At 44.6% G+C, this 1,135-nt stretch carries 1 protein-coding gene; it reads right to left on the bottom strand.

The annotated features are described in order from the left end of the window. The coding region (locus CEW93_RS10585; protein ID WP_186727972.1) for a VC_2705 family sodium/solute symporter at nucleotides 1-1,135 on the bottom strand (1,135 nt) is incomplete at both ends.

Below are 1,135 nucleotides of genomic sequence, written 5' to 3'. Positions count from 1 at the left end.
TCTTTTTGATAAGGTCATGCGAGATGGCAGATGAGATGGCTAAGAGCAAGCCTGCGGCAGTAGATAGTGCAGCGGCAATACCACCAGCAGCGATAAGACCAATGACCCAACCAGGCAAGTTTGCAATTTCAGGGTTGGCAAGTACCATGATGTCGTTGTTTACATCCAATTCATTGCCTTGCAAGCCTTTTTCAGCAACAGTGGCTTTAAATGCTTCATCTTTTGATTTGTCATTGTAATAGTTGATTTTACCATCACCATTTTTGTCTTCAAATTTCAAAAGACCTGTTTGCTCCCAGTTTTTCATCCACTCAGGGCGAGCTTCATAATCAATGGGGGCAGACTGCGTGCCGTTTGGATAAATGGTCTCAACCAAATTCATGCGAGACATCGTACCCACCGCAGGAGCAGCAGTATATAACAAAGCAATAAATACCAACGTCCAACCTGCTGACGAACGAGCATCTGACACCTTAGTAACTGTAAAGAAACGAATAATCACGTGTGGCAAGCCAGCCGTACCAATCATCAGCGATAAGGTCAATAAGAACATATTGAGCTTATCAGGCACATCAGCAGTATAAGCAGCAAAACCTAAATCAGTAATCAGCCCATCAAGTTTGGCAAGCATGGTGATGCCTTCTTCGGTCGTGCCAAACAAACCAAGTGCAGGAATGGGGTTACCAGTGATGTTTAAAGAGATAAAAATTGCAGGAATGATATAGGCAATCATCAACACCACATATTGAGCAACCTGCGTGTAGGTAATGCCTTTCATGCCACCAAGTACCGCATAGAATAACACCACAATGGCAGCAATGATAAGACCCATGTTCTTATCCACTTCCAAAAAGCGAGAGAATGCCACGCCAGCACCTGTCATCTGACCGATAACATAGGTGGTACAAGCAAGGATAAGACAAATCACCGCAATCAAGCGGGCTGTTTTGGAATAAAAACGGTCGCCAATAAAATCAGGTACAGTAAATTTACCAAATTTACGCAAATATGGGGCAAGCAATACATAGCCCCCCGTCCAACCCATCAAATACGCAGATGCGGCATAACCACCCATGGCAATGATACCCGCCATAGAGATGAACGATGCAGCACTCATCCAGTCTGCACCTGTCGC

Origin of the sequence: Moraxella sp. VT-16-12, from assembly GCF_002224245.2 — a bacterium.
Classification (GTDB): domain Bacteria; phylum Pseudomonadota; class Gammaproteobacteria; order Pseudomonadales; family Moraxellaceae; genus Moraxella.
This window is presented reverse-complemented; position numbering and strand designations above follow the sequence as displayed.